Origin of the sequence: Janthinobacterium sp. SUN033, from assembly GCF_030397595.1 — a bacterium.
In the GTDB taxonomy this organism is placed as follows: domain Bacteria; phylum Pseudomonadota; class Gammaproteobacteria; order Burkholderiales; family Burkholderiaceae_D; genus Janthinobacterium; species Janthinobacterium kumbetense.
In genome coordinates this window covers 205930-230608 of sequence record NZ_JAPQNV010000007.1, presented here as the reverse complement: position 1 = coordinate 230608, position 24679 = coordinate 205930, and the positions used below count along the sequence as shown (strand labels likewise).

20 protein-coding genes are annotated in these 24679 nt (G+C 62.9%); 11 read left to right on the top strand and 9 right to left on the bottom strand.

Annotation, left to right across the window (positions count from 1 at the left end; all coding sequences use genetic code 11):
- Positions 1-4: 4 nt before the first annotated feature.
- The 5 genes from OX460_RS26565 to argS are packed head-to-tail and all read right to left on the bottom strand — an operon-like array spanning position 5 to position 4736.
- Positions 5-799, bottom strand: coding sequence for a biotin--[acetyl-CoA-carboxylase] ligase (locus OX460_RS26565; RefSeq protein ID WP_289900451.1), 795 nt, complete (start codon positions 797-799; stop codon positions 5-7).
- Positions 800-809: 10 nt separating this feature from the next.
- The gene (locus OX460_RS26560; protein ID WP_289900450.1) at positions 810-1571 is read right to left on the bottom strand and encodes an SDR family oxidoreductase; all 762 of its coding nucleotides are present in this window, start codon (positions 1569-1571) and stop codon (positions 810-812) included.
- Between the two features lie 37 nt (positions 1572-1608).
- Complete coding sequence (locus tag OX460_RS26555) at positions 1609-2280, bottom strand: thiol:disulfide interchange protein DsbA/DsbL (RefSeq protein WP_289900449.1); 672 nt, start codon at positions 2278-2280, stop codon at positions 1609-1611.
- A 9-nt stretch (positions 2281-2289) separates the two neighbouring features.
- Positions 2290-3006: an SPOR domain-containing protein gene (locus OX460_RS26550; protein ID WP_289900448.1), complete on the bottom strand. Its 717-nt coding sequence runs from the start codon at positions 3004-3006 to the stop codon at positions 2290-2292.
- Positions 3007-3026: 20 nt separating this feature from the next.
- Positions 3027-4736, bottom strand: a complete 1710-nt coding sequence (gene argS / locus OX460_RS26545) for an arginine--tRNA ligase (RefSeq protein WP_289900447.1) — start codon at positions 4734-4736, stop codon at positions 3027-3029.
- A gap of 376 nt (positions 4737-5112) precedes the next feature.
- Here argS and rsmB point away from each other — a divergent pair, with 376 nt between their 5' ends.
- From rsmB to OX460_RS26505, 8 genes are all read left to right on the top strand, one after another.
- Positions 5113-6534 (top strand): 16S rRNA (cytosine(967)-C(5))-methyltransferase RsmB, encoded by a 1422-nt coding sequence (gene rsmB / locus OX460_RS26540; RefSeq protein WP_099665534.1) that lies wholly within the window; start codon positions 5113-5115, stop codon positions 6532-6534.
- Positions 6535-6631: 97 nt separating this feature from the next.
- The gene (locus OX460_RS26535) at positions 6632-7138 is read left to right on the top strand and encodes a DUF4390 domain-containing protein (protein WP_251350982.1); all 507 of its coding nucleotides are present in this window, start codon (positions 6632-6634) and stop codon (positions 7136-7138) included.
- Positions 7138-9435, top strand: coding sequence for an ATP-binding protein (locus OX460_RS26530; RefSeq protein ID WP_099665532.1), 2298 nt, complete (start codon positions 7138-7140; stop codon positions 9433-9435). Before OX460_RS26535 ends, OX460_RS26530 begins: the two co-directional genes overlap by 1 nt.
- A gap of 98 nt (positions 9436-9533) precedes the next feature.
- Entirely contained in the window at positions 9534-10253 is a 720-nt protein-coding gene (locus tag OX460_RS26525) for a response regulator (protein WP_034784724.1), read from the top strand.
- On the top strand, positions 10250-10651 hold the full coding sequence (locus OX460_RS26520) for a GTPase (RefSeq protein WP_289900446.1): 402 nt from the start codon (positions 10250-10252) through the stop codon (positions 10649-10651). Before OX460_RS26525 ends, OX460_RS26520 begins: the two co-directional genes overlap by 4 nt.
- Positions 10652-10804: 153 nt before the next feature.
- Complete coding sequence (locus tag OX460_RS26515) at positions 10805-11062, top strand: DUF3567 domain-containing protein (protein ID WP_077399469.1); 258 nt, start codon at positions 10805-10807, stop codon at positions 11060-11062.
- Positions 11063-11246: 184 nt separating this feature from the next.
- Positions 11247-12026, top strand: a complete 780-nt coding sequence (locus OX460_RS26510; RefSeq protein ID WP_099668254.1) for a class II glutamine amidotransferase — start codon at positions 11247-11249, stop codon at positions 12024-12026.
- A 137-nt stretch (positions 12027-12163) separates the two neighbouring features.
- Positions 12164-13444, top strand: coding sequence for an EAL domain-containing protein (locus tag OX460_RS26505; protein WP_289900445.1), 1281 nt, complete (start codon positions 12164-12166; stop codon positions 13442-13444).
- A gap of 72 nt (positions 13445-13516) precedes the next feature.
- Here OX460_RS26505 and OX460_RS26500 read toward each other — a convergent pair whose 3' ends face one another.
- Both OX460_RS26500 and metH read right to left on the bottom strand, forming a co-directional pair.
- Positions 13517-13888, bottom strand: coding sequence for an SPW repeat protein (locus OX460_RS26500; RefSeq protein ID WP_099665530.1), 372 nt, complete (start codon positions 13886-13888; stop codon positions 13517-13519).
- Positions 13889-14008: 120 nt separating this feature from the next.
- Positions 14009-17803 (bottom strand): methionine synthase, encoded by a 3795-nt coding sequence (gene metH, locus OX460_RS26495; RefSeq protein ID WP_289900444.1) that lies wholly within the window; start codon positions 17801-17803, stop codon positions 14009-14011.
- Between the two features lie 641 nt (positions 17804-18444).
- Here metH and OX460_RS26490 point away from each other — a divergent pair.
- Positions 18445-20922, top strand: a complete 2478-nt coding sequence (locus OX460_RS26490) for an IPT/TIG domain-containing protein (protein ID WP_289900443.1) — start codon at positions 18445-18447, stop codon at positions 20920-20922.
- 87 nt (positions 20923-21009) lie between these two features.
- Here the strand turns inward: OX460_RS26490 and fmt are convergent, their stop codons facing one another.
- Together fmt and def are read right to left on the bottom strand one after the other, a co-directional pair.
- Entirely contained in the window at positions 21010-21966 is a 957-nt protein-coding gene (gene fmt, locus OX460_RS26485; RefSeq protein ID WP_289900442.1) for a methionyl-tRNA formyltransferase, read from the bottom strand.
- Between the two features lie 94 nt (positions 21967-22060).
- Positions 22061-22603, bottom strand: coding sequence for a peptide deformylase (gene def, locus OX460_RS26480; protein WP_034784735.1), 543 nt, complete (start codon positions 22601-22603; stop codon positions 22061-22063).
- Positions 22604-22908: 305 nt separating this feature from the next.
- On the opposite strand from def, the gene dprA reads away from it, so the two are divergent.
- Positions 22909-24012: a DNA-processing protein DprA gene (dprA, locus tag OX460_RS26475; protein ID WP_289900441.1), complete on the top strand. Its 1104-nt coding sequence runs from the start codon at positions 22909-22911 to the stop codon at positions 24010-24012.
- 94 nt (positions 24013-24106) lie between these two features.
- On the top strand, positions 24107-24571 hold the full coding sequence (locus OX460_RS26470; protein ID WP_099665525.1) for a DUF494 domain-containing protein: 465 nt from the start codon (positions 24107-24109) through the stop codon (positions 24569-24571).
- Positions 24572-24679: the final 108 nt, after the last annotated feature.

Genomic DNA, 24679 nt, shown 5'->3' with positions numbered 1-24679 from the left:
GCGCTTACCCCCCCGTCAGGCGCAGGGACACGTCGCCGGACATGATGTGCTGCAAGCCATCTTCGCCGCGCAGCAGCAGCCGGCCCAGTTCATCTACGCCGGCCGCCACGCCTTGCTGCAGCAACTGGCCATTGTCGAGGATTTTTACGTGCTGGCCTTGCCAGGCATGCAGTGCGTTCCAGCGTTCCGTGAAGGGCGCAAAGCCCGTGTCGTCGAATTCGGCCAGCACGCCGGCCAGGCGGCTGAGCAGGGCCGCGACCAGGGTGTTGCGCTCCATCTGCGCCAGCCAGGGCACGGCCGAGACGCTGCGGCCGATCTGCCGTTCCAGCGCATCGGGCATCAGCAGGTTGAGGCCGCAGCCGATGACGGCCCACACGCCGCCGTCTTGCGTCTGCTGCGTCTCGACGAGGATGCCGGCCAGTTTATGCCCATCCTTGAGCAGGTCGTTTGGCCACTTCAGCTGCACGGGCACGCCCAGCGCCGTCATGGTTTCGGCCAGCGCCACGCCGACGGCCAGCGGCAGGCCGACCAGCCGGTGCAGCGGTCCCTTGAAGCGCCAGGCCAGCGAGAACATCAGGCTGGCGTCCGGTTGTGACACCCACGGCCGCCCGGCGCGTCCCCGTCCGGCCGTTTGCTGGCCGGCGATGCGCAGGGTGGGGCCGGCCAGGGTGGCGCAGCGCGCCAGCAGGTCGGCGTTGGTCGATCCCGTTTCGTCGACCACTTCGATGGCCACGTGGGAGGCGCCTGTGGCGCAATGGGCGGCAATGGCCGCGCTGTTCAGGTCTGAGTGCTTCGTCATGGTGGTCAGTTCAGTTGCGCGCCTTGTGCGGCGCATTCGCGAAGGCCCGGTCGTAGATGGCATTGGGCAGCGCGCGCAGCAGCTTGGCGACGACGCCCATCTGCCACGGGATCACGCGGTAGCTGTCGCCGTCGGCGATGGCGCGCGCGGCGCGCACGGCGAATTTTTCGGCCGGCATCAGGAAGGGCATGCGGTAGGCGTTATGGCGCGTCATCGGCGTGTCGATGTAGCCGGGCGTGATGGTGACGACCTTGATGCCCGCCGGTTTCAATTCCAGGCGCAGCGATTCGCAGTAGCTGATCACGGCCGCCTTCGAGGCGCTGTAGGCTTCGGCGCCGGGCAGGCCGCGGATGCCGGCCACGCTGCCGATGCCCACCAGGCGTCCGCTGCCCTGGCTTTTCATGGTGGCGATGAAGGGGGCGAAGGTGGCGACGGTGGCCGTGACGTTGATGGCCATCAAACGGGCGAAGGCGTCGAGGTCTTCCGCATGTTCGGTCAAGGTGCCGTACGACACGCCGGCGCTGGCGATGACGACGTCGATGCCGCCGGCATGGGCGATGAAGTCGCCGGCCGCGCTTTTCAGGGCGGCGTGGTCGCACACATCGACGGCGTAGGCGCGGTGGCGTTCAGGGTGGGGCAGGGAGGCGATCAGTTGCTGCAGGGTGTCGCCGCGGCGGGCCAGCAAGCCCAGATGGGCGCCCTGGCGCGCGTACTGCAGCGCCAGGGCGGCGCCCAGTCCGCTCGACGCGCCCGTGATGAAAACGCGATGCATCAGGCGATGCCCGGGCGCGCCAGGGAAGTGGCCATGCTTATTTCTTTTCCGCTTTGGCTTTCGCGACCAGCACGTCCATCACGCTGAGCGCCTGGGCGTTCAGCTGCTCTTCGTTCTTGGCCGACTTGCTGCCCTGGTCGGCCTGCGAAGGGGAGGTGATGTAGCGGCCATCGATGGCGATCATGGGCCAGAACGTCACGTTATAACCCTGCATCATGGCGTCCGCGCGGCGCACGCGGGCCGAGACACCCATCGAACGGTAGGTGTCGATGAACTTCTGGCGGTCCACGCCCTGCTTGGCGACGAAGTCGAAGACGGCATCGTCGGTGTTTAGGCGGTTGCGTTCCACGTGCATGGCGTGGAAGACGCCGGTGTGCAGCTTGTCGACCAGACCCATGGCTTGCAGGGTGAAGAACAAGCGCTGCTGCGGCGCCACGCTGTCATCGCGCGACACGTGCACGCGCTTGAAGACGATGTTGTCGCCCTGTTTCTTGACCCAGGCTGCCAGCTGCGGTTCGAGCACGTTGCAATGGGGGCAGTAATAGGCGAAGAATTCCGTCACTTCGATTTTCTTGCCCGATTCCGTCGCCTGCGGCGTGGGCAGGGTTTCGTACTCGACGCCGTTCTTCGGCTCGGCCGGCGACGCCGACGCCCCCATGGCGGCGGTGCACAGGGCGGCGGCGATCAGGATGTTCTTCAGAAAACGCATGCTGGTTCCTTATTTTTGGTTGCGGACGACGGCGACATCGATGCCGTTTTCAGACAGTTTGGTGCGTGCGCGGTTCATCGCTTCGAGCTGGTTGAACGGCCCGACCCGTACGCGGTGCAGCACGCCCGCATCGGTGCTGCGGTCGCTGATGGCCGCTTCGAAGCCGAGCAGCGCCAGTTTTCCGCGCGTGCTTTCGGCGTCCGACATGTCATGGAAGGCGCCAGCCTGCAGATAATAAATCCATTTGTCGCTGGCTGCATCGGCCTTGGTCTCTTTCGCGTCTGCCTTGACTTGCGGCGCGGGCGCTGCTGGTGCCGCCGTTGGCGTTTTCGGCGCCGGCTTGTCCTTCAATGTACCGATCAATTCCTGCAGCGCGTCCGGCGGCGGCGCCTTCGGCTGCTGCGCGGTGGCGGGCGCGGGCGCCGGTGCGGCAGGCTGCGTCGGCGTGGTGATCTCGCGTGGCTCCTTGGAGAAGTCGCGCGCCGCTTCCTTGGCCGCTTCCTTGTTGCCGTACATCGGCTTGTTCGGGTCGGCGATCTGACCGGCCGTCGGCTCGGCCGATTTGCCGGCCTTGCCCGACTTGTCGGTGAAGGGCGAGGCGCCCTTGGTGATCACCAGGGCGACCACCACGGCGATGCCCAGGCCGATGACCAGGCCGATGATGATGCCGACCAGGGTATTGCCCTGCTGGCGCCGGGACGAAGAGTAGCGGGAAGCGTGATTCATTGACGGTTTGACCTTCGCGATTACATTTTGTTTGGCGCGGACACGCCGATCAGTGCCAGGCCGTTGCGCAGTACCTGGCGCGCGGCGATGACGAGGGCCAGGCGGGCCATCTTGACGGCTTCGTCCTCGACCAGCACTTTTTCGGCGAAGTAGAAGCTGTGCAGGTTGGCGGCCAGGTCGCGCAGGTAGAAGGCGACCTGGTGCGGTCCCAGTTCGGCTTGCGCGCGCGCCAGCATTTCAGGGTAGGCGGCCAGGGTCGCCAGCAGGGTCGCTTCGGTCGGCGCCGTCAGCGGGGAAAGGTCGACGCTGGCGACCGTGCTGGCATCGCCGCCCCAGTTTTCCAGGATGCGGCAGATGCGCGCATGCGCGTATTGCACGTAATAGACCGGGTTTTCATCGGTGGTTTTCAGCGCCACGTCGACGTCGAAGACGAATTCCGTGTCGGCCTTGCGCGAGATCAGGAAGAAGCGCACGGCGTCGCGGCCCTTGGCGATGTCGCCGCCGCCCGACCATTCGATCAGGTCGCGCACGGTCACGTAGGAGCCGGCGCGCTTCGAAATCTTGACTTCTTCGCCATCCTTCATGACGGTGACCATCTTGTGCAGCACGTAGTCGGGGTAGCCCTGCGGGATGCCCATGTCGACCGCCTGCAGGCCGGCGCGCACGCGCGCGATGGTGCCGTGGTGGTCGCTGCCCTGGATATTGATGGCTTGCACGAAGCCGCGCTGCCATTTCACCAGGTGATATGCGACGTCCGGCACGAAATACGTGTAGGTGCCGTCCGTCTTGCGCATGACGCGGTCCTTGTCGTCGCCGAAGTCGGTGGTGCGTAGCCACAGCGCGCCATCCTGCTCATACGTGTGGCCCGCCTTGATCAGGGTTTCCACGGCGCTATTGACCTTGCCGTCCGCGTACAGCGACGATTCCAGGTAGTAATTGTCGAACTTCACGCCAAACGCCTGCAAGTCGATGTCTTGCTCGTTGCGCAGGTAGGTGACGGCGAACGGGCGGATCGAATCGATGTCGTCCACGTTGCCGTTGGCCGTCGCTGGCAAGCCATCGCTGGCCGAGACGGTCTTGCCGGCCTTGAAGTCGTTGGCGATATCGGCGATGTAGTCGCCGTTGTAGGCGGACTCGGGCCATTCGGCGTCGCCCGGCTTGAAGCCGCGCGCGCGCGCCTGCACGGAGTTGGCCAGGGTCTGGATCTGCACGCCCGCGTCGTTATAGTAGAACTCGCGCGTCACCTGATAGCCTTGCGCGTCGAACAGCGAAGACAGGGCGTCGCCCAGGGCTGCCTGGCGGCCGTGGCCCACGTGCAGCGGACCGGTCGGGTTGGCCGAGACGAATTCCAGGATGACTTGCTTGCCGGCGCCTGCCGTGCTGCGGCCATAGCTGTCGGCCTCGCTCAAGATGGTTTTCACCACGGCTTGCTTGGCGGCGGCGGAGACGCGCACGTTGATGAAGCCGGGACCGGCAATTTCCACTGCCTCGACCAGGCCCTTGCCGGCCGGATTGGCCAGCACGGCCGTTACGATGGTTTGCGCCAGTTCGCGGGGATTCTGTTTCAGCTGCTTGGCCAGTTGCATGGCGATATTGCAGGCGACGTCGCCATGCGATGCATCGCGTGGTCGCTCGAGCACTACGCTAGGCGCAAGCGAGGTGCCGGCCAGGACGGGAGCGAGGGCGGCCTGGAACAGGGCGATGATTTCTTGTTTCTGTTGGGCGAGCATGAGCAGGATGGCGGTGGAACCGCGTTAAGAATGAATAGAATGAATCAAAAAGCAAAACGGACGGCCAGTACCCAAGCCGCCCAGACTGCGTTAATTATACTGGTTTGCTGCCGGGAACAATACGCCAGCCGGCAGTGTGCCCTTGCCGGCGCTTTTCACGATATTATCAGGACAGCATGCCTATGTTGGTGCACGAAAACATCAGCATGGCGCATTCTGCTTGTATATATGCAGTTTTTTGCCGCAATTTACATGTATCGCTGCAATCGCTTGGGCCAGAGGGCGCCACAAACGCTACAATCGACCCTTTATTGATGACGCGCGGCCGCGACTTTGCCACCATGCAGCCCGCCGCGCGCAGCCACACCGGATAACTATGAACAAGCGCCCCACGCTGAAATTGAAAACCAAGCCGGCGCCAGGCCAGGCTCCTGCCGCACCGAAATTGCGTCCCAGCTACCATCCCGACCTGAAACCGGTCTTGCAGCCAGGCTTCCAACCCGATTTGCGCGCCGACTCGCTGGCGTTTTGCCTGCTCGGCGCGGCCAATGCTGTGGCGCAAGTGCGCACGGGCACGGCCCTGCCGCAGGCGCTGGCCAAGGTGTTTACGCAATCGAACGCCAGCCCGCAGGCGCGCGGCGCCATCCAGGATATTTCCTACCGTACCATGCGCCAGCTGGGCCGCAGCGAAACCCTGGTCGGCCTGATGACGTCGAAGGCGCCCGAGCCGCCGATGCTGGCCGCTCTGCTGTGCTGCGCGCTGTCGCTGATGTCGGCCGAGCCGGGCGAGCAGCCGTACGAAGAGTTTACCGTTGTCGACCAGGCTGTCACAGTGGCCACTTCGCACCCTGACCTGGCGCATGCCAAGGGCATGGTGAATGCCGTCTTGCGCCGTTTCTTGCGCGAGCGCAAATCCTTGCTGGAAGCGGCCCTGCAGCAACCGTTGGCGCAATGGAATTATCCGCAGTGGTGGATCGACTCGCTGCGCCTGGCTTACCCGCGCGACTGGCAAGCCATTCTGACGGCCGGCAATGCCGTGCCTCCGCTGACCCTGCGCGTGAATCGCCGCAAGAGCACGGTCGAAGCGTATCTGGCCGTGTTGGCGGAGGCGGGCATCGCCGCGCGCCAGGTGGGACCGTTCGCCGTGCGCCTGGACAAACCGATCGGCGTGGCGCTGATCCCCGGCTTCGAGCAGGGCGTCGTTTCCGTGCAAGATGCTGGCGCGCAATTGGCCGCGCCGCTGCTGGACTTGCAAGATGGCATGCGCGTGCTGGACGCCTGCGCGGCGCCGGGCGGCAAGACGTGCCACATCCTGGAGCTGGCCGACGTGCAAGTGACGGCCATCGATGCGGACGCCAAGCGCCTGCCGCGCATCGCGGAAAATCTCGAGCGCCTGGGCCTGGACGCCACCCTGAAGGCGCAGGATGCGCAATCGAGCGCGTGGTGGGACGGCCAGCAGTACGACCGCATCCTGGCCGACGTGCCGTGCACGGCCTCGGGCATCGTGCGCCGCCATCCCGATATTCGCTGGTTGCGCCGCAAGGGGGATGCGTTCCAACTTGCAACACTTTCCTCCAAAATTCTGGACAACCTGTGGCAGATGCTGCGCCCCGATGGTAAATTGCTGTTCGTGACATGTTCATTGTGGCCGCAGGAGTCCGAGGCACAGGCGGCGGCATTTGCGGTACGCAATAATGCGACCCGATTGACAGCGCCTGGCCAGCTGTTGCCGACTGGCAGCGCGGAGCAGGACCACGACGGTTTGTTCTATGCGCTATTCCAAAAAAATGCGGCTTGAGCGATTCGTCGAACCTTTTCTTACGGACACTACCGGCACACTTGTGACAACACGACTCTTCCGACTCCTGGCCCTGCTGCTGATGCTGACATGTACCATGCCACGCGCGCATGCCGCCGACATGGTCGAGATCACCCGTGCCTATATCGAGTCGGGCGAAGAGGGCTACAAGCTGGCCGCCACGTATTCCTTCGAGCTCAATCACGACCTCGATGATGCAGTACAGCATGGCGTGCCGCTGTATTTCACGACAGAAATCGAACTGACCCGGCCCCGCTGGTACTGGTTCGATGAAAAAGCCATCGTGGCGCGCCAGACCAGCAAGCTGTCCTATAACGTGCTGACGCGCCAGTATCATGTGTCGGGCGGCGGCTTGCAGCAAAGCTTTCCCACCCTCGACGATGCGCTGTTCCTGATCCGCCGTCCCAGCCGCTGGCTGGTGGCGCGGCGCGGCGAGCTGAAAGTGGGGCAGACGTACAACGTCACCTTGCGCATGGGCATGGACCGCGACTACCTGCCCAAGCCGATACAGGTCAATGCCTTCAATAACAGCGACTGGCGCCTGGCTTCGAATAAAAAAACCTTCTTGTATACGGCGGAGTAGTGAGTCAAGCATTGCGCTATTTGCTGGTGGTGGGCGGCGGCATTGTCAGTATCCTGCTGTTCCTGCTGGCGTCGGCTTCCGACAATTCCGGCTTTTTCGACCGCTATTACACCTGGCTGCTGGGCCTGAACGCGGCCGTCGCCGTGTCCCTGCTGGCGCTGGTGGGCATTTCCCTGGCGCGCCTGTACGCGCGCTACAAGAGCGGCAAGTTCGGCTCCAAGCTGATGACGCGCCTGGTGATGCTGTTCGCCGCTGTCGGCATCCTGCCGGGCCTGGTGATTTTCCTTGTCTCTGTGCAATTCGTCTCCCACTCCATCGAATCCTGGTTCAACGTCAAGATCGAAGCGGCGCTGGAATCGGGGATTGAGCTGGGCCGTGCCGGCCTCGATGCGGCCCTGGTCGAGCTCGACCACCGGGGCCACAAGGCCGTCGAAGAACTGGGCGCCGACCCGGTGGCCGGTCCGGCCGTGCTGACCAGCCTGCTGCGCGAAGAGGGCATGCAAAACGTCATGCTCGTCAGCGGCGACGGCGTGCTGCTGGCCAGCGCCGGGCCGCACAGCGCGGCCGACTTGCCGACGCCGCCCATGCTGGTGCAGGCAGCCTTGCCGGCCGGCTATGCCTCCGCCGAGGGCGGACTGGAGTTGCACGACGATGGCACGGAGTCGGGCGGCGGCGGTTTCCGCTCGGGCCTGCCGGCGTCGCTGGAAACGGCGGCCAGCCTGCGCCTGCGCGTGCTGGTGGCCGTGCCGGGGCCTTCCGTCTCGCCCCGCTATTTGCAACTGCTGCAATCGGTGCCGCCCAAGCTGGCGACGAATGGCGAAGTGCTGCGCGCCGCCTACAGCGAATACAAGGAACGTTTCGTCGCGCGCGTGGGACTGCGCAAGATGTACATGGAAATCCTCACCCTGACCTTGCTGCTGGCTATTTTCGGCGCCATCGGCAGCGCTTTCCTGATCGCCGGTAATTTGGCCCAGCCCCTGCTGCTGCTGGCCGAAGGCACGCGCGCCGTGGCCGAGGGCGACCTGTCGCCGCGCCCCATCGTCGCCACCAAGGATGAACTGGGCACCCTGACGCAGTCGTTCAACATCATGACGCGCCAGTTGCTCGATGCGCGCACGGCCGTGGAAAGCAACCGCGCCGCCTTGCAAAACGCCAAGGCCCACCTGGAATCGGTGCTGGCGAACATGTCGGCCGGCGTGATGGTGCTCGACGGCGACTTTAAACTGGTGACCTGCAATGAGTCGGTCGAGCGCATCCTGCAGCATTCGGGCATGAGCATGGTGGGCCAGCCGCTGGCGAATATTGCTGGAATGGAAGAGTTTGGCGGCGCCATCATCAGCGCCTTCACGGCGCAAAGCGCGCAATCGGCATCGGGCCGCAACCAGCAGCGCCTGCACTGGCAGCGCCAGATCGAGATTCCGCGCCGCCTGGGCAGCAGTGCCGACGAGCATGACATCACCTTGCTGGCGCGCGGTTCGCGCCTGCCGCTGGAGTCCGGCAGCGGCTACATCGTCGTCTTCGATGATATTTCCGACGTGATTTCCGCGCAGCGCTCGATCGCCTGGGGCGAGGTGGCGCGCCGCCTGGCGCATGAAATCAAGAATCCGCTCACGCCCATCCAACTGTCGGCCGAGCGCCTGCAGATGAAGCTCGAAGGCAAGCTGGAGCAGCCCGATGCCGACCTGCTCAGTCGCGCCACCACCACCATCGTCAAGCAGGTCGATGCGATGAAGCGCATGGTCGACGACTTCCGCGACTATGCGCGCACGCCGCCGGCCGTGCTCACGCCGCTGCGCCTGAACGAGCTGATCGAAGAAATACTGAACCTGTACCTGCGCGGCGACGATGGCGACATCATCCACCCGCTGCTGGCGCCGAATTTGCCGATGGTGATGGGCGATCCGACCCAGTTGCGCCAGGTGATACACAACTTGCTGCAGAACGCGCAGGACGCCATGGCCGACCTGCCGCCGGACTCGCCGCATCCGCGGATTGACGTAAGGACGGAAGCAATTCATTATCGCAGTGCGGACGGCGGCGTGAATATCGCCGTGCGGCTGGCCATCAGCGACAATGGCCCTGGTTTCGCGCCAAAAATCCTGGCGCGGGCCTTCGAGCCCTACGTGACCTCGAAGGCGCGCGGCACGGGATTGGGCTTGGCGATGGTCAAGAAAATTATCGATGAACACGGAGGACGCATCGATATCGAGAACCGGGTCGACGGCAATGGCGCTTCGGTGGTCATTTTGCTGTTAAAGTTAGCTCCCGACACTCCTGCCCAGGAATTCCTGGCGTGAGGGTCTGGTTTAGTATTTAAAACACTAATAAAATCATAGTTGTCCGCCGTGTGCATCTTGTGCGCGACGGCCGGCGAAATGAGGAAGGCAAGACACGAATGGCAAACATACTCGTAGTGGATGATGAAATGGGTATCCGTGAGTTGCTCTCGGAAATTTTGGGCGACGAAGGACATGCTATCCAGCTGGCCGAAAATGCGCAGCAGGCGCGCGAAGCGCGTGCCGCCGGTGCGCCGGATCTGGTATTGCTGGATATCTGGATGCCCGACACCGATGGCGTCACCCTGCTCAAGGAATGGCAGCGCGACGGCTTGCTGACCATGCCGGTGATCATGATGTCGGGCCACGCCACCATCGATACGGCGGTCGAGGCGACGCGCATCGGCGCCATGAACTTCCTGGAAAAACCGATTGCCCTGCAAAAACTGCTGAAGGCAGTCCAGCAAGGCTTGACGCGGGCACAGGAAACCGTGCGCGCGCCGAGCGTGGCGCCGCGCCCCGTGGCGCCCGTGGTGGCCGAGGAAAGCAGCCATCCCGTGCCGAGCTTTGGCGGCAGCGCGCCGCAACAGCTGATGGTGCGCCCAGGCATCGCCGTACCGGCGGTGGCCGAAGGCCATGGCTACAACCTGTCGTTCGACTTGCCGCTGCGCGAGGCACGCGACGCGTTCGAGCGCATGTATTTCGAACATCACCTGGGACGCGAAGGCGGCAGCATGACCCGCGTGGCGGAAAAAACGGGCCTCGAGCGCACCCATTTGTACCGCAAGCTGAAACAGCTGGGTGTCGAACCGGGCAAGCTGGCCAAGAAAAGCCTGTGACGGCAACCGTGCGGCGTCCGACGCCGCTGACTCTGGTCAGCGGTGGACGCGCCGCCGGGCGCGAAGCGGCCATCGCGCAAGCCTTGCCGCCTGGCCAGCCGGTCGCTGTGATCCTGGAAGGATTGGCTGACGGCAACGCCATCCTGGCCGATCTGGCCGGGCAAGTTTCTCCTCCTCCATCATTTCCATTGCAACTGTTGCGCATCGCGCCAGGTTGCCTGTGCTGCAGCGGCAATCTCGTATTGCGTGTAACATTGAATCGTCTGCTGCGCCATCCACCCGCACACTTGTTCATCAGCCTGGCCGACGCCACGCACATCGAACAATTGCGCACCTGGCTCACCGCCAGTCCCTACGATGCCCTGCTGGCGCTGCAAGCAGACATGGTGGTTTCCTGACGATTTCTTGATCGCCTTACCGCAGTCGTAGTTTGCATCTCGTTACAACTCTGTAGCCCGCAGGGTGGCATGGCCGCTTGAAATGGCGCCGTGTGAACCCCACCTCTGTTCTGACACCGCAGGAGCTTCTCCTGCTTGAGCGAAGGATGCAAAATGAACCTGATCTATAACAGCGAACAATACAGCGTCGTGGAATTCGGCGTCGACGGCGACCTCGAAGCCCTGCGCTTTGGCGGCTATGAAATCGTCGACAAGGGGGGCAAGCGGGAAACGTTTATCGCCGGCATCCTTGCGCAACACTTCCGCCGCGACGTTACGGAGCTGATTGCCAGCGAACCCAGCATGGAAGAGATCGATGAATTTTTGGGCAGCTATGATTCCCTCATGAGCCAGCCCGTCCTGTTGCACTAGTTAGAAAGAACCTTAACAGAACCGTAGCGAGCGGCAGTGAGTTGCGGCCGAGAAGCGGAGCTGTGCGAATGTACGGGGGCGCCGAGCCAGTGAGCATCGGAGGCTGCAAATCGCGCCGCGCAGTAGGTTATGTTAGGGTTCTAGGTATGGTATGGTGGTTGTGTTATTCAGCTGCAAACAGACCATGTGCCAACTTCTCGGAATGAATTGCAATGTCCCCACGGACATTGTCTTTAGTTTTACCGGCTTCGCCATGCGCGGCGGCCATACCGATACCCACCATGACGGCTGGGGCATCGCCTTTTTCGAAGGCGCCGGCGTGCGCCATTTCGTCGACCACCAGGCGGCCATCGCCTCGCCCGTGGCCGAACTGATCAAACGCTACCCCATCAAGTCGCGCAATGTCATCGCGCATATCCGCAAGGCGACGCAAGGCCAGGTGGCGCTGGAAAATTGCCACCCGTTCGTGCGCGAACTGTGGGGCCGCTACTGGGTCTTTGCCCACAATGGCGATTTGAAGGATTTCAACCCCGTGCTGACGGGCAGTTACCGCCCCGTCGGCTGCACGGACAGCGAACGGGCTTTCTGCTACCTGCTGCAGGAACTGCACGCGCGCTTTGGCGATGCCCCGCCGGCGTTGCCGCAACTGCATGCGGCCCTGGCGGAGTTGCTGCCCAGCATCGCCGCCCACGGCACTTTCAACATGATGCTGTCGAGCGGCGAGGCGCTGTTTGCCCATTGCTCGACCAGCTTGCACTATCTGGTGCGACAACATCCGTTTCCAACTGCTAAACTCTCCGATGAAGACCTGAGCGTGGACTTTTCCCAGGTGACGACACCCCAGGACCGCGTGGCCGTGATTGTTACCCAGCCGCTGACGACGAATGAGCAATGGACGGCGTTTGCGCCGGGCGAATTGAAATTATTTGTCGACGGGATGGTGCAAGACACGCCAGTCGCCTAATTTGTTGACGACAATAAACTGGATTGCTGCCAAAATACCCACAGCGCGGGCGGAATTCAGCTAAAGTATTGTCAATAGTGAACCTTGATGCGGGCGCGGCGCGGCCGGTGTCACTCGACGTGATTGATGAAGAGTTAATGATCGATATTTCCAGCAACGACATCACCCCGAAACCCTTGCGCGTGCGCGAGTTCTATCTGGGGCGACAACCTATCCTTGACCGCAATCAAGCCCTGTTTGGCTATGAGTTGCTATTCCGCAACGCTCCGGTCGGTCCCGCCAACATTACCAGCGACCTGTCCGCCACGGCCTCCGTCATCGCCCACGCTTCCCAGCTGGGCATGGAAAAGGTCATCGGCGACGCGCTCGGTTTCGTCAACGTCGATGCCGACGTGATCATGAGCGACATCTTCGTGTTCCTGCCGCGTGAAAAAGTGGTGCTGGAAATCGTCGAATCGATGCCCGTCACGCCGGAAGTGCGCGCGCGCATCAGCGAACTGGTGGGCCATGGCTTCACCTTCGCGCTGGAAAACGTCGTCTCCGACACGGAGCAAGTGCAGGAACTGCTGCCGCTGGTGCAATACGTCAAGATGGACATGAGCACGGTCGACCCGAAAGTGCTGGCAGCCCTGGCGCCCCGTTTCAAGCAGGAAAACAAGAAACTGGTGGCGGAAAAGGTCGAGACGCGCGAAGAATTCAAGTCGGGCCTGGACCTGGGCTTCGATTACTTCCAGGGTTATTACTTTGCCAAGCCCGCCATCATGACGGGCAAGAAACTGTCGCCGTCGCAACTGGCCGTCATGGAACTGATGACCCTGGTGACCTCGGACGCCGACAATATGGACATCGAGCGCGCCATCAAGCGCGACGTGTCGCTGGCCCTGAACCTGCTGCGCCTGGTCAATACACCGGCCGTGGGCGCGCGTCAGCGCATCGATTCGCTGAGCCAGGCCGTGACCGTGCTGGGCCGCCGCCAATTGCAGCGCTGGCTGCAAATCATGCTGTATGCGGAACCAAGCAAGCGCGGCCATAGCATGACGCCGCTGCTGATGCTGGCCACCACGCGCGGCCGTTTGCTGGAGTTGCTCGCGCATAAACTGCGCCCGAACCACGCCCATTCGGCCGATATCGCCTTTACGGTCGGCATCATGTCGCTGATGGATACCCTGTTCGGCGTGCCGATGTCGGAAATCCTCGGCCAGATCGAAGTGATCGACGAAGTGGCCGAAGCGCTGCTGTCGCGCGAAGGCTTCTACGGCGACCTGCTGCGCCTGGCCGAGTGCATCGAGCGCATCGAAGACATGGAAGGCGAGATCGTGCCAACCTTGCGCGACCTGGCCATGTCGCCGGACGACCTGGTGGAGCTGGAAATGGCCGCCTACGAATGGAGCGATAACGTTGTCAGATACGCCCTGTAATTGGCATAGCTAGCCATATCAAGAACCCCGCCCGGCAGTGCCCGGCGGGGTTTTTTTACGCCGGTAGCTGCACTACGCCGCGGCGCCGGGCCAGTGCTTGTGCAGTTCGGGGTCGGTGCGCAGTTCCCACAGGGCCAGGACGACAACGGCGATACCGACGACGAGCTCGTTCCACAGGACGACGCGCTGTTCGGCCAGCCGCAGTATCCACGGCGAGGCGGCGACCCAGACGCCCACCAGCAGGTTGACGACGACGGCCCAGAAATACGTCTTGTACAGGTCGAAGGCGGCCAGGATGGCGATCACGAGGCCCGAGACAAAGGCGTTGATCATCTGCGGCGAGCCTTCGGGATAGGAAAACGCCCAGGGCGAGACGACGAGCCACAGGCCCAGCAACAGGATCACCTGATCCTGCCAGCGTTTCAGTTTGAAATTGGTTGCCATATATCCTCCTTGCCGGTTGGGAACGGGCCGGAGCGGGCATGCAGCATGCCGGCCGGCATACTGCGTTAGTGCGCTTCGGCGCGCGATAAGTTCCGCGCGCCTTGTGCTTATATTATGGCATTACGACAGGTTCGGCGCCAGCCAGCGTTCCACGTCCTCGATGCTGACGCCACGGCGCTTGGCCATGTCTTCCACCTGGTCCATGCCGATCTTGCCGACGACGAAGTATTTCGACTCCGGGTGGGCAAAATAGAAGCCGGACACGGCCGCGCCGGGGAACATGGCATACGATTCCGTCAGCTGCATGCCGATTTCCTCGGCTTGCATGACCTCGAACATCTCTTTCTTGACGGTATGTTCGGGGCAGGCCGGGTAGCCTGGCGCGGGGCGGATGCCGACATATTTTTCGGCGATCATGTCGTCGTTGCCCAGGTGTTCGTCCGGCACATAGCCCCACAAATCCTTGCGCACGCGCTCGTGCAGGTATTCGGCGAACGCTTCGGCCAGGCGGTCGGCCAGGGATTTGAGCATGATGGACGAGTAATCGTCGTGCGCATCCTCGAAGCGTTTTTCGTATTTCTCGATGCCGAGGCCGGACGTCACGGCGAACATGCCGATGTAATCCTTCACGCCCGATGCCTTCGGCGCGATGAAGTCGGCCAGGCACTGGTTCGGACGCTGCACGCCGTCGACCACGGGTTTCACGCCCTGCTGGCGCATACCATAGTAAGTGAACGCCACGCTACTGCGCGTATCGTCGGTGTACACCTCGATATCGTCGTCATTGACGCTGTTGGCCGGCAGCAAGGATACGACGCCGTTGGCCGTCAGCCAGCGTCCGTCGATGAGTTTTTTCAGCAAGGCCTGGCCTTCCGCGTAGACCTTGGTGGCCGCGTCGCCCACCACTTCATCCGTCAGGATGGCGGGGAAGGGGCCAGCCAGGTCCCAGGTCTGGAAGAACGGGCCCCAGTCGATGTAGTTGGCCAGGGTGGCCAGGTCGACATTTTTAAAGACACGGCGGCCGATGAACTTCGGTTTCACGGGCGTGCAGGCGCCGTCGAACGGGACGAGCATCTTGTTGGCGCGCGCCTGCGCCAGCGGCAAAATCGGCAGCGCCTTCTTGTTGGCGTGCTGCTCGCGGATACGCGCGTAATCGAGTTCGATGTCTTCCACGTACTTGTCGCGCTGTTCCGGCGTCAGCAAGGATTGCGCCACGGACACGGAACGCGAGGCGTCCGGCACGTAGATCACGGGGCCTTCGTAGTTGTGGGCGATTTTCACGGCCGTGTGGGCGCGGCTGGTGGTGGCGCCGCCGATCAGCAGAGGAATCTTCAGCATGCGGAAGTGTTCGTCGCGCTGCATTTCCTTGGCGACATAGGCCATTTCTTCCAGCGATGGCGTGATCAGGCCCGACAGGCCGATGATGTCGGCGTTTTCCACCTTGGCGCGGGCGAGGATTTCCGAGCACGGCACCATCACGCCCATGTTGACCACTTCGAAGTTATTGCATTGCAGAACGACGGTGACGATGTTCTTGCCGATGTCATGCACGTCGCCTTTCACGGTCGCCATGATGATCTTGCCCTTCGGCTTGGCGACGATGCCCGTGCGCTTTTCTTCCAGCAGCTTTTCTTCCTCGATAAATGGAATCAGATGGGCCACGGCCTGTTTCATGACGCGCGCCGATTTGACCACTTGCGGCAGGAACATCTTGCCCTGGCCAAACAGGTCGCCGACCACGTCCATGCCGGCCATCAGCGGGCCCTCGATCACGTGGATGGGGCGTCCGCCATTGTGCAGCAGCTCCTGGCGCGCTTCTTCCGTGTCTTCCACGATGAATTGCGTGATGCCGTGCACCAGCGCATGCGACAGCCGTTCCTGCACCGTGCCTTCGCGCCAGGCCAGGGTTTGCGCCTCGGCCTTGCCGCCCGCCTTCAGGGTGCCGGCAAATTCGATCATGCGCTCGGTCGAGTCGTCGCGGCGGTTCAGCACCACGTCTTCCACGCGCTCGCGCAATTCCGGGTCCAGGTTGTCGTACACGCCCACCATGCCGGCGTTGACGATGCCCATGGTCATGCCGGCCTTGATGGCGTGGTACAGGAATACGGTATGGATGGCTTCGCGGGCTGGATCGTTGCCGCGGAAACTGAAGGACACGTTCGACACGCCGCCCGAAATCTTCGCGTACGGCAGGTTTTCCTTGATCCAGCGCGTGGCGTTGATGAAGTCGACGGCGTAATTATTGTGCTCTTCGATGCCGGTGGCGACGGCAAAGATGTTCGGATCGAAAATGATGTCTTCCGGCGGGAAGTCCAGCGCATCGATCAATAAATGGTATGCGCGCGCGCAAATTTCGATCTTGCGCTCGAAGGTGTCGGCCTGGCCCTTCTCATCGAAGGCCATGACGATGACGGCCGCGCCGTAGCGGCGGCACAGCTTGGCCTGGCGCAGGAATTCCTCTTCGCCTTCCTTCATGGAAATCGAGTTGACGATGGCCTTGCCCTGCACGCATTTCAGGCCCGCTTCGATGACCGACCATTTCGACGAGTCGACCATGATGGGCACGCGCGAAATGTCGGGTTCCGAGGCGATCAGGTTCAGGAAGCGCGTCATGGCCGCCAGCGAGTCGAGCATGGCTTCATCCATATTGATATCGATCACTTGCGCGCCGTTTTCCACTTGCTGGCGCGCCACGGATAGCGCCTCGTCATATTGCTCGTTGAGAATCATGCGCGCGAACGCCTTCGAGCCCGTGACGTTGGTACGCTCGCCCACGTTGACGAACAGCGACTCGTCATTGACGACGAACGGTTCCAGGCCCGCCAGGCGCAAGTCGTGCGATGGGGCCGGCACGGTGCGCGGGGTATTTTTTGACAGCAACTCGCCGATGGCGGCGATGTGCTCGGGCGTGGTGCCGCAGCAGCCGCCCGCCATGTTCAGGAAGCCCGCGTCGGCAAATTCGCGCAGCAGGGCCGACGTGTCGGCTGGCAACTCGTCGAAACCCGTGTCGCTCATGGGGTTGGGCAAGCCCGCGTTCGGGTAGATGCAGACGAAGGTGTCGGCGATCTTGGCCAGCTCTTCCGCGTACGGGCGCATCAGGGCGGCGCCCAGCGCGCAGTTCAGGCCGATGGTCAGCGGTTTCGCGTGGCGCACGGAATTCCAGAAGGCGGGCACGGTCTGGCCCGACAAGATGCGGCCCGATGCGTCCGTGACGGTGCCCGAAATCATCAGCGGCAGGCGCACGACATCCGGGTTTTGCTCGTAGAACAGGTCGATGGCGAACAGGGCCGCCTTGCAGTTCAAGGTATCGAAGATGGTTTCCACCAGCAACACGTCGGCGCCGCCTTCCACCAGGCCCTGCGTCTGCTGCAGGTAGGCGGCCACCAGTTGGTCGAAGGTGACGTTGCGCGCGGCAGGGTCGTTCACGTCCGGCGAGATCGACGCCGTCTTCGGCGTGGGCCCGAGGGCGCCGGCGACGAAGCGCGGCTTGTCCGGCGTGGAATATTTATCGCAGGCGGCGCGCGCCAGCTTGGCCGCCTGGACGTTCATTTCATAGGCCAGGTGGGCCATGTGGTAATCGTCTTGCGCGATCGTCGTGGCGCCGAAGGTATTCGTTTCGATCAGGTCGGCGCCGGCCGCCAGGTAGCGCTCGTGGATTTCCTGGATGATGTGCGGCTGCGTCAGGGTCAGCAACTCATTATTGCCCTTGACGAACAGTTCGCGCGCGCCACTGTCGGCCGGCGCGGCGAAATCGATGAAGCGGCCGGCGGGGCCGCCGCGGTACGCTTCTTCGTCGAGCTTGTATTGCTGGATGATCGTGCCCATGGCGCCGTCGAGAATCATGATCCGCTGCGCCAGAATGGCGCGCAAGGTGGCTTCGGTCGGGGACATGGCGGGGATCACGGTATCGTTCATTTCATGCTTTCAATAGGCAAACGGGCGGCGGCGCGGCGACAAGACGTTACGAGGCGGATGCGGGTCAGCAGGATCAGCTGACGGAGAGTTGCCGGCCGGGTAGGGCAGGCAGAAGGTGGCAATCGCCTGATTTCACCGGGTCTAAAATTATACGGCATCAGGCTGCTTTGGTTTTAAGCAAAAGCGGCCGTTCGCCCCACGGCAGGCCTTCTTGCAACACATCGCCTGCCGCCACGCCTGCTTCTGAAAATTACATTCCTGAAAATCTTACTCAAAACGTTAATTATTCCAGCAAAGTTGGCAGAACGATATGGCGTCTAGGCTGTGGAAAAATTTCCACATTATTTGCGCCGCATCAGCATATTTTTAATGAGTTGAATGGCAATAGCTGCAAAGGAAAGTAATTTTGATTTTAGCCAATACAGAGTGAGGGGAATAATGCCCAGAGTAAAGTTTGCCAAGCAGATATTTTAATTATTATCAAAACCAATTGAATCAAAAGCATTAATAGTTGTCTTTGGGAATCGAACTAAACCATAATATTGGTTCTTCGAAATTAAATTCTCACCAAAAGTCACCAATATGTCACATTTATCTCGTGTCCTTCCCGGCATCGCGCTGCATCAACATGGTTGCCAGCCATGAAAAACCATCTGCTTGTCGCATTGTTTGTCATGCTGGGCCTGTCCGCCTGCGGCGGTGGTGGCGGTGGGGGCGGCGACACGGTGGTGGCGACCACGTCGGGTACGCCCGTGCTGCTGCCTGCCGTGACGGCCGTTTCGGCGGCGAATGTCGCCGTCGGTGGCAGTCTGGTGCTTACGGGCACGAATCTGAGCCGCGTGACGGCTTTCCAGGTGGGCGGCGTGACCGTTGCCACCAGCGCCGCCAGCGACACCAGCATCACCCTGACCATGCCGGGCGTGCCCGTATCGGGCGCCTTGAGCCTCGTCAGCGCCAGCGGCACGGCGGCCACCAGCTATAACGTCAATGTGTACCTGCCCTTGAGCGTGGGCAGCGTCGCACCGGCGACGGGCGGCGTCGGTTCCAGCGTGACGATCACGGGCGGCGGCATGGGCGCCGTGACGGCGGTGCAGTTTGGCAATGGTGCTGCGGCAACGCCGCAAAGCCAGACGGCCGGCAGCGTGACGGTGCTGGTGCCTGCGGGCGCGGCGACAGGCGCGCTGACGGTGCGCGGTCCCTACAACGATGTGCTCAGCGGCGACACGTACACGGTGCTGGCCAGCGTGACAGTGACGTCGATCACCTCGGCCGTCAATAACGGAAGCTTGTCCGTGACGGTGCAGGGCAGCAATCTCGACCAGGTCACTTCGGCGTCGGTGGGCAATACGCCGGCCGTCATCGTCAGCGCCACTGCCAGCCAGCTGCTGCTGTCCGCGCCGGCCGCGGCAACGGGCAACGTGATGCTGGCGGCTGCGTCGCGCATCGCCGTGAATGCGGGCACGGTGTCGGCCTTTACCCTGGGCAGCATTGATTTCGCGCAAGTACTGAATTTGAATGCCAGCAATACGGCCTTGCGCTTGACGCGCGGCAAGCCGGCCGCCGTGCGCGTGTCCGTGCTGGCCGGGCAGGCGGGCCAGTCCAGCCCGGCGGTCACCTTGAATGCGACCGCCGCCAATGGCAGCAACCTGGGCAGCATCGCGATGACGGGGCCGGCGCTCTTGCCGACGACGAAGAACGATGACAGTTTCAACGGCAATTTCAGTGCCGTCCTGCCTGCAGGCTGGATCTTGCCCGGCGTGCGCGTGCGCGTGACGGCCGTCGGCAATGACGGCGTGCAAGTGAGCCAGGAAGCGGCGCCCGTGGTGGCCAGCCTGGCCAAGATCCGTCTGGTGCTCGTGCCCTTGAGCACCGATGATGGCGTGGCGCAACTGCCTGATGCCGAGGTGATCCGCGCCGCGCTGCTGCGCGTGTATCCGTATGCGACGGAAAATATCAGCATCACGACGCGCGCCGCACTGAGCCTGCCAGGCAGCAGCACGGCCGACAGCTGGTGGAGCGATGCCCTGGGCAAGCTGGAAAACCGGCGCGCGCTGGAAGACAGCGGCGCCTACTATTATGGTTTCGTGCCGAAGATGTCCGTCACCAACGCCGCCGGCCTGGCCTACATCAACCAGCGCAGCAGCGGCAACGACTTTACGTCGGCCATCGGCCTCGATGCCCAGTCCAATAGCATCGCGGCGGTCGACCCATTCTCCAATCAATGGCCTCTGTGGCTGACTACGCTCGTGCATGAGCTGGGCCACAACCACTCGCTGCAGCACGTTCCCTGCGGCGGTCCGGCTGGCGCTGCTGTCGACTACCCATATGCGAATGGCAATCTGGGCCCGCAACCGCTGTACAACAGCAACTATGCAGGCAGCATCGGCCAGCTGAGCAAGGCAGTCTATGGCAACACGCCGATGAAGGACGTGATGAGCTATTGCAGCGGCGCCTGGTTCTCCGACTACAGCTATGCGCGGGTGCAGCAATTCCTGGAAAAACGCAGCACGCAGATTACGGGCAGCAATGTGCTGGCCGCCAGCATGGCCGTGGCCCAGAACGGCTACCTGACCATTTCCGGCCGCATCACGCCTGGCGGCGTGGCCCTGCGCCCGGCTGTTGCCTCGTCGGCGCGCATCGGCACCGCTGCCAGCGGCAGCGGCCATGCTTATACCTTGCGCGTGTTGACGGCGTCCGGACAGACTATCGACTTGCCCTTCGATGGCGTCTCCGTGGCCGACCATGGCGGCAACGCCATGAGCCACTTCCGCGTCAGCTTCGCCAATCCGGGCGAAATCAGCGATGTGCAAGTGTTGGCAAATGGCAAGGCTTTAGCCAAGCTGGAACGCCCGGCGCGCCGCAGCAAGGCCGCCGCCAACGATGCCACGTTTGATGCGGCGCAAAGCGGTGGCCAGCTGGCGCTGGTCTGGAATGCCGAGGCGGAACCGTATGCCGCAGTCATGCACGTGGCTGCCGATGGCCGCAAGACGGTGGTCGCCAGTGACTTGACGGGTGGCAAAGCCAATGTCGACGTGAGCGCCTTGCCGGCCGGCGGCCGTTTCGAGGTCAGCCTGTCGTCGTCCGTGGGCGCACGCCTGATGAAGGTGCAGCGCCGCTAAGCTAGCGGGGCGGATGCAAAAAAGGCTTGCCGCGGCAAGCCTTTTTTTATGGCCATCGGGATGATGGCGCGGTGCAATCCGGTGAAGTCAGGCGAAGCGCTTGCCTTCGAGGGGGAAGCCCTTGATGAATTCGGCCGCAGGCAGGCGCTTGCCGCCCGGTTTTTGCAGTTCCGTCAGGCGCAGCGAGCCATTGCCGCAGGCCACGACGATGCCGTGCTGGGCGTCGGCCGCCAGCACCTGGCCCGGCGCTTCCTTGCTGTCCGCTTCGAGCACGTCGGCGGCCCAGATCTTGATGATGGTGCCATCGACCTGGCCGCAGGCGCCGGGAAACGGATTGAAGGCGCGGATTTTCAGGCCCAGTTCCAGCGCCGGCAGGCTGAAATCGAGCGCCGCTTCTTCCTTGGCGATTTTTGCCGCATAGGTGACGCCCGCTTCCGGCTGGGGCACGGCTTCCAGCGCTTGCAGCTGCATCTTGCGCAGGGTCTCGACGATCATCTTGCCGCCCAGGGTGGCCAGCTTGTCGTGCAGGCTTGCCGTGGAATCGCCCGCTTCGATGGGCGTGCGCTCGATGGCCAGCATGGGGCCCGTATCGAGGCCTTCTTCCATCTGCATGATGGTCACGCCCGTTTCATCGTCGCCGGCTTCGATGGCGCGGTGGATGGGCGCGGCGCCGCGCCAGCGCGGCAGCAGGGAACCGTGGATATTGATGCAGGGTTTGATGTCGAGGGTGCTGCGCGGCAAGATCAAGCCGTAGGCCGCCACCACCATCACATCGTAGTCGGTGGCCAGCAGGCGCTCGTGCGCTGCTTTTGCCTCGGCGGCGCGCTGCGGGTCCTTGCTGTCCATGCGCAGCGACAAGGGCTGCAGCACCTCGATGCCGTGCTGCAGTGCATATTGCTTGACGGCCGAGGCGTGCAATTGCATGCCGCGTCCGGCAGGGCGGTCGGGCTGGGTCAGCACCAGCGGAATCTCGAATCCCGCTTCGTGCAAGTCTTTCAGGGCCGTGGCGGCAAATTCAGGCGTGCCTGCGAAGATCACTTTCATATGGTTCCTTGACGTGAGGTGCGCAGGCCCGCGCCGAAGGCGCCAGGCTGGCAGGGTGTTACGGTCAGTCTATCAGCAGTACTGCAAAAGCGGCTTAGAAACGGCGGTTCTGTGCGCGCAGGCTCGCTTCGCGTTCGAGACCACGGATTTCCTTGATCATCTTGGTCTTGATGCGGTTGCGCTTGAGCGGCGACAGGTATTCGACGAATACCTTGCCCAGCAAGTGATCCATCTCATGCTGGATGCAGACGGCCAGCAAGCCATCGGCTTCCAGTTCGAACTGCTTGCCGTGGCGGTCCAGGGCGCGCACCTTGATGCGGGCCGGACGCTCGACGCCGTCGTAGACGCCAGGCACGGACAAACAGCCTTCGTCGTAGACCTGCTTTTCCTCGCTGGCCCAGGTGATTTCCGGGTTGATGAACACTTGCAGCTGGTTTTTTTCTTCGGTGATGTCGATCACCATCATCTGGATATGCTCGTCCACTTGCGACGCGGCCAGGCCGACGCCCGGGGCGTCGTACATGGTTTCAGCCATGTCGTCGATCAGGGTTTGCAGGCGCGCGTCAAATTCGGTGACGGGCTTGGCGATCGTGTGCAGGCGAGGATCGGGGTAACGCAGGATATTTAATATGGACATACGGATTCGACTGGTTAAGGTGGGCGCCGGTGCGCCGGATTATTCATGCCTGGGCCATGCGAACGATGGCAGGGCTATTTTCTGTTGGGTACGCCATGCTTGGGCGCGTATGGCACAACGGCGCGGCAGATGCGTTTGCCAGTGCGCTAATCGTTTGCTGCAAAGGGAAATTTTATCACAGACGCCCATGCTCCTGTGGATGGGAGGCCGTTTTGCACGCGCCTTGCACGCATCCTTGCGCGCGTCGGTATCGCGTGCGCGCCATGGCGCTAGCATGGGAGGGCACAGCACACAGCGAGGTGGTCATGCATGCACTTGCAACGACGGCAGACACGGCCACGGAATTGGCGGGCTGGCTGCGCCTGCAGCATCTGCCCGGCGTGGGGCCGGTGGCGGCGCGCGCCTTGCTGGCCCGCTTCGGCTTGCCGCCGGAGATCTTCGCCATGCCCTTCGAGGCCTTGCGCGAAGCGGTGCCGGCCAGCGTGGCGCGCGCCATCGTGCAGCCGCCCAAGCCCGTGACCAACAGCCAGCTGGAACTCACCCTGCAGTGGCTGCAGCGGCCCGGCAACGCCGTGCTGACCCTGGCCGATGCCGCGTATCCGCCCCTGCTGCTGGAAATCGCCGATCCGCCGCTGTTGTTATATGTACGGGGGCGGGCGGAATTGCTGTCGCGTCCCGGCGTGGCCATCATCGGCAGCCGCAATGCCAGCGCGCAAGGCATGCAGAATGCGGCCGCTTTCGCGCAAGCGCTGAGCATGGCGGGCCTGACCATCATTTCCGGGCTGGCGCTGGGCATCGATACGCACGCGCACGAGGGCGGCTTGCGCGGCGCGGGTGGCACGGTGGCCGTGATCGGCACGGGCGCCGATCTGGTGTATCCGCGACGTAACCTTGATCTAGCGCAAAGAATTGCCGAACAGGGTTGCATCGTCAGCGAGTACGCGCTGGGCTTGCCCGCCATGCCAGCTAACTTTCCGCGCCGCAACCGCCTGATCAGCGGCCTGGCGCGCGGCGTGCTGGTGATCGAGGCGGCCGCGCAATCGGGTTCATTGATCACGGCGCGCCTGGCCGGCGAGCAGGGGCGCGATGTATATGCCTTGCCCGGTTCCATCCATGCGACCCTGGCCAAGGGCTGCCATGCATTGATCAAGCAGGGCGCCAAGCTGGTCGAGTCGGCCGATGACGTGCTGCAAGAGTTGCAATGGCTGGGCGGCGTGCCCCAGGTGCCGCCAGCGGTGGAAGACGAAGCGCCGCTGCTGGCCGCGCTGGGCCACGATCCCCTCGATGCCGATACCCTGGCCGCGCGCAGCGGCCTGGCCATGGGCGTGCTGATGGGGGAATTGCTGGCGCTGGAGCTGGCAGGCCGGGTGGAACGCTTGCCGGGAGGACTGTTTCAACGCTGTAAATGACAGCTTGTCACTTGTGTGGCGGCCTTGCCGCACGGGGGCGCTTTGTCGGCGCGCACCCTTGTGTCGCAGCGAACTTAGCTGATAGAGTAGAGCCATGTTCGATATCCTGGTGTACCTCTACGAGACTTACTATCGCCCCGATGCCTGCCCCGAGCCGGCAGTCCTGGCGCGCAAACTGTCGGCCGTCGGTTTCGACGACGTGGAGATTTCCGAAGCGCTCGTCTGGCTGACGGACTTGAACGCCATGGCCGGCGTCGAACAAACCCTGACGGCCAGCTCCACGGGCACGCGCTTCTATGTGCAGCAGGAAAGCGACGTGCTGGGCACGGCCGCCGTCGGCTTCATCCAGTTCCTGGAAAGCGCCAAGGTGCTGTCGCCGCTGCAGCGCGAAATCGTCATCGAACGGGCGCTGGCGCTCGACGAGGCACCCGTTTCGCTGGGCAAGCTGAAAGTCATCGTGCTGATGCTGCTGTGGAGCCAGGGCAAGGAACCGGACGCCCTGATGTTCGACGATCTGTTTGTCGACGACGAAGACCTCCCGCCGCGCTTATTGCACTAATATATAGACGTCGCTGGCGGCCGCTGTCGCTGCCTGCCTGACCCTGGCGCCGCTGCCGCGCCATCCCCATTACCATGTGCTGCACCAGCACGCCCGCCAGCCTGTTGT

What these genes read in the sequence shown, in the direction of transcription:
- OX460_RS26565 (WP_289900451.1), bottom strand. Translation starts at nt 799, where the DNA reads ATGACGAAGCACTCAGACCTGAACAGCGCGGCCATTGCCGCCCATTGC.
- OX460_RS26560 (WP_289900450.1), bottom strand. Translation starts at nt 1,571, where the DNA reads ATGCATCGCGTTTTCATCACGGGCGCGTCGAGCGGACTGGGCGCCGCC.
- OX460_RS26555 (WP_289900449.1), bottom strand. Translation starts at nt 2,280, where the DNA reads ATGCGTTTTCTGAAGAACATCCTGATCGCCGCCGCCCTGTGCACCGCC.
- OX460_RS26550 (WP_289900448.1), bottom strand. Translation starts at nt 3,006, where the DNA reads ATGAATCACGCTTCCCGCTACTCTTCGTCCCGGCGCCAGCAGGGCAAT.
- argS (WP_289900447.1), bottom strand. Translation starts at nt 4,736, where the DNA reads ATGCTCGCCCAACAGAAACAAGAAATCATCGCCCTGTTCCAGGCCGCC.
- rsmB (WP_099665534.1), top strand. Translation starts at nt 5,113, where the DNA reads ATGAACAAGCGCCCCACGCTGAAATTGAAAACCAAGCCGGCGCCAGGC.
- OX460_RS26535 (WP_251350982.1), top strand. Translation starts at nt 6,632, where the DNA reads ATGCCACGCGCGCATGCCGCCGACATGGTCGAGATCACCCGTGCCTAT.
- OX460_RS26525 (WP_034784724.1), top strand. Translation starts at nt 9,534, where the DNA reads ATGGCAAACATACTCGTAGTGGATGATGAAATGGGTATCCGTGAGTTG.
- OX460_RS26515 (WP_077399469.1), top strand. Translation starts at nt 10,805, where the DNA reads ATGAACCTGATCTATAACAGCGAACAATACAGCGTCGTGGAATTCGGC.
- OX460_RS26510 (WP_099668254.1), top strand. Translation starts at nt 11,247, where the DNA reads ATGTGCCAACTTCTCGGAATGAATTGCAATGTCCCCACGGACATTGTC.
- OX460_RS26505 (WP_289900445.1), top strand. Translation starts at nt 12,164, where the DNA reads ATGATCGATATTTCCAGCAACGACATCACCCCGAAACCCTTGCGCGTG.
- OX460_RS26500 (WP_099665530.1), bottom strand. Translation starts at nt 13,888, where the DNA reads ATGGCAACCAATTTCAAACTGAAACGCTGGCAGGATCAGGTGATCCTG.
- metH (WP_289900444.1), bottom strand. Translation starts at nt 17,803, where the DNA reads ATGAACGATACCGTGATCCCCGCCATGTCCCCGACCGAAGCCACCTTG.
- OX460_RS26490 (WP_289900443.1), top strand. Translation starts at nt 18,445, where the DNA reads ATGAAAAACCATCTGCTTGTCGCATTGTTTGTCATGCTGGGCCTGTCC.
- fmt (WP_289900442.1), bottom strand. Translation starts at nt 21,966, where the DNA reads ATGAAAGTGATCTTCGCAGGCACGCCTGAATTTGCCGCCACGGCCCTG.
- def (WP_034784735.1), bottom strand. Translation starts at nt 22,603, where the DNA reads ATGTCCATATTAAATATCCTGCGTTACCCCGATCCTCGCCTGCACACG.
- dprA (WP_289900441.1), top strand. Translation starts at nt 22,909, where the DNA reads ATGCATGCACTTGCAACGACGGCAGACACGGCCACGGAATTGGCGGGC.
- OX460_RS26470 (WP_099665525.1), top strand. Translation starts at nt 24,107, where the DNA reads ATGTTCGATATCCTGGTGTACCTCTACGAGACTTACTATCGCCCCGAT.